This is a genomic window from Pseudonocardia sp. Ae331_Ps2 (assembly GCF_001932405.1).
Lineage (GTDB): Bacteria > Actinomycetota > Actinomycetes > Mycobacteriales > Pseudonocardiaceae > Pseudonocardia.
Map to the genome: position 1 here is coordinate 1 of NZ_MCIM01000007.1, position 2636 is coordinate 2636.

Here is a 2636-nt window from a genome sequence, read left to right on the forward strand (position 1 = left end):
AACACAGCGGCGACCTTCTCCCAATCCACGCCCTTCCCCGGCACATCCAGGAAGACCAGCAGCACCGCGAGGACCAGGGCGAGCGCACCGAGCGCGGGCATCGACGACGGGATGAACATCGACCACGACATCACCCACCACCCGACACAGACAGAACGAGCAGCCCGATAACGACAACGGTGATCATGAACCCGGATGGTTTGTCCCGGATCACGTTGCCCAGCCAGTCCAGCGGGAACACCACGGCCAGGGCGGCCAGTGTCAGCGCCGCGTGCACGCCGCGGACCAGCGGGTTACTGCTGGTGGTCCAGTCCCCGGTACGCGAGTAGGCCCAGGTCTGGGCATACGAGGGCGGAGTCTGGTTCCACCGCGGCCGGGCCTCCACCACATCACGGACTACGTCGATGAGGCGCTGGTCCCATGGCGCCAACGGCGCCACTGCCGCGGCCGGCTCGTCGACGGCCCTTGGACCGTCCGGGTTCGACCTTCCGGGAGCGGGCGCGTCGACGACGTAGAGGCCGGGCCGCTCCGCCGGGGCCTCGCCCTGCTGCTGCTGGTCAGAGATCGGTTGTGGCACGACGACCACCTCCCGCCCTCTGCCGGTGACGGCAACGGCCACAGGCCCGCGGCGGCGTGCCGCCATCACGCGGCATCTCGAACGACCGGCCACAGAACACACACCGGGCCCGGACATCCATCACGACTCACCACCTGCGGCGGTGGTGGTGGCCCGTCGCTGCTCGCGGCGGGCCTGACTGCGGGCAGCGGTGCGCTGCTTCGCACGGATCGCAGTCTCCGCCGCACGTTCCTGCGCGGCGTGGAGCTCAACGAACAGGTCCACGAGGTCATCGGCGATCCGGTCCAGCCGGCGGTCGACGGCCGGGAGACGCGTGGTCCGCGGGCTGGTCATCGCGGGGATCGCCGCTCGGACAGCAGTGAGAGCCGCCGCGGCGCGGTCTCCCGGGGTGCGGGCCCGGCCGTAGGCGGTCGCAAAGATGCTGCGCTGGGCTGCGATCCGGCGCAACGCGGCGTAGGCGCTGCGCGCCTTCAGATCAGAGGGCACGGCCGCGGCGGCAGGTGCCATGTCCGAGATGTTCATGCGGCCACCGCCGGTCGGGCAGCCTCGCCGCCGGCGGTCGCGGCGGCGCGACGGTGCGCGGCGCGCTCCTCCCGGGTGGTGCCGCCCCAGATGCCGTACTGCCCCGTCACCGTCGCCCACTCACGACACACGACCCGCACCGGACACCCGGTGCACACCAGCCGGGCCTGCAACACACCCAGCCCAGTCGACTCCGAGAGCGGGAAAAACACCTCAGGATCAACACCGCGACAATGCCGCCCCGGATGAGACGACAACTCCGGCGGGACCGGGACTGCAGATCCCGGACCATCGTCAAAGACAGGACTACCCTCGACCACGTGGGTCGCCTCCTCGATACAGGTGGTGACTCGCAGGGCCTCGGCAGGGATGCGACCTGTCGAGGCCCGACCATTGAGGTCTGACCGCTGCTCCATGCAAGTGCATGGAATCAACATGCATTTAAGGGTGGTGCAGCGGCGGCCCGCTGTCAAGAGGTCACTCGACAGTCCGCTCCGTGCACAGCAGCTCAGGAGGGACTCAAGATCGAAGCATGGAGGCACGCGGACGACATGGCCGATAGCCGCCCTGACGCTCGACGCCACCTCGGCGAAGAGCTTCGAACGCGACGCCGGCAGGCCGGCCTAACCGGTCACGCACTCGCCGCGATAATTGGTCTCGATCAATCGCGAATCAGCAGAATTGAGTCGGGGCGACTGCGGATATCCGAACCCGAACTTCAGAGATGGCTACACGAAACATCAACACCGCCAGGGACCTGCGCAAAAATAACAGATATAGCACGACGGGCAGGTGGTTCACCGACTCTATGGAGAAACGTACCAATTAGCGGATGGAATATCCAGCCTAGAGATATAGGCTCACTTGAGGGGGCTGCCGCACAAGTCGCCGCCTGGCAGAGTTCCGTCATTCCGGCCGCCCTTCAGACGACCACCTACATGCACTGGGTGGCCACAGGGGGAAGCGTCACCTCAAGGCAGCGCCTTGCAGCGAGCATCCTCGCCAAGATCGCACGCCAGAAGATCCTCTACGAAACTCCACGTCGCCTCAATGTAATCCTTTCCGAAGAGGCGCTAGAATTTCGAGGCGAGAACAAAGAGATCATGATTGATCAGCTTTATTGGATCAGCTCTCTCGCCCGGCGCGGACGATTCACCCTAGGCGTCCTCCCGGCAAATATCAAGCCGCACATTGATCGCGTCCCCAGCTTTACCATTTACACATCCCCTCATGAGGGTGTCGATAACCTGGTTGCTCGAACCCTCGATGACGAGATATTCATTCCTGAAGCCAGTACAGATAACGTGCAGCGCCACATCGACCAGTTCCGCGTCTATCAGCGACACAGCTGGCGCGGTGACCAGGCGATCGAGTTCGTCGAAGGTCTCGCTCGGGAGATGCGAGCTGGCAAGGACAGCAGCATCGACACCAGCCAGAACAGTGACGGTGTGTGATCGTCTACTTGTCCGGCTGGACAACCGCCCGGGCGTGCTAGCGTCTCTCCTACGCGCGTGCGTGCACGCACGCGCGTAGGAGA

General features: G+C 65.3%; 4 protein-coding genes. 1 reads left to right on the forward strand and 3 read right to left on the reverse strand.

Annotated features, from left to right (window positions below; translation table 11 throughout):
- Nucleotides 1-130: 130 nt before the first annotated feature.
- The 3 genes from Ae331Ps2_RS29840 to Ae331Ps2_RS34060 all read right to left on the reverse strand — a co-directional run bounded on the left by Ae331Ps2_RS29840 (nucleotide 131) and on the right by Ae331Ps2_RS34060 (nucleotide 1536).
- Complete coding sequence (locus Ae331Ps2_RS29840) at nucleotides 131-577, reverse strand: hypothetical protein (protein ID WP_139319280.1); 447 nt, start codon at nucleotides 575-577, stop codon at nucleotides 131-133.
- A gap of 120 nt (nucleotides 578-697) precedes the next feature.
- Entirely contained in the window at nucleotides 698-1099 is a 402-nt protein-coding gene (locus tag Ae331Ps2_RS29845) for a hypothetical protein (protein WP_075313606.1), read from the reverse strand.
- On the reverse strand, nucleotides 1096-1536 hold the full coding sequence (locus Ae331Ps2_RS34060) for a WhiB family transcriptional regulator (protein WP_371336487.1): 441 nt from the start codon (nucleotides 1534-1536) through the stop codon (nucleotides 1096-1098). Before Ae331Ps2_RS34060 ends, Ae331Ps2_RS29845 begins: the two co-directional genes overlap by 4 nt.
- 114 nt (nucleotides 1537-1650) lie before the next feature.
- On the opposite strand from Ae331Ps2_RS34060, the gene Ae331Ps2_RS29855 reads away from it, so the two are divergent.
- A complete protein-coding gene (locus Ae331Ps2_RS29855) occupies nucleotides 1651-2553 on the forward strand; it encodes a Scr1 family TA system antitoxin-like transcriptional regulator (protein WP_075313610.1) in 903 nt (300 codons plus the stop codon).
- Nucleotides 2554-2636: the final 83 nt, after the last annotated feature.

Excerpts from the sequence above, each read along its gene's own strand:
- Ae331Ps2_RS29845 (WP_075313606.1), bottom strand. The coding sequence starts at position 1,099 with ATGAACATCTCGGACATGGCACCTGCCGCCGCGGCCGTGCCCTCTGAT.
- Ae331Ps2_RS34060 (WP_371336487.1), bottom strand. The coding sequence starts at position 1,536 with ATGTTGATTCCATGCACTTGCATGGAGCAGCGGTCAGACCTCAATGGT.
- Ae331Ps2_RS29855 (WP_075313610.1), top strand. The coding sequence starts at position 1,651 with ATGGCCGATAGCCGCCCTGACGCTCGACGCCACCTCGGCGAAGAGCTT.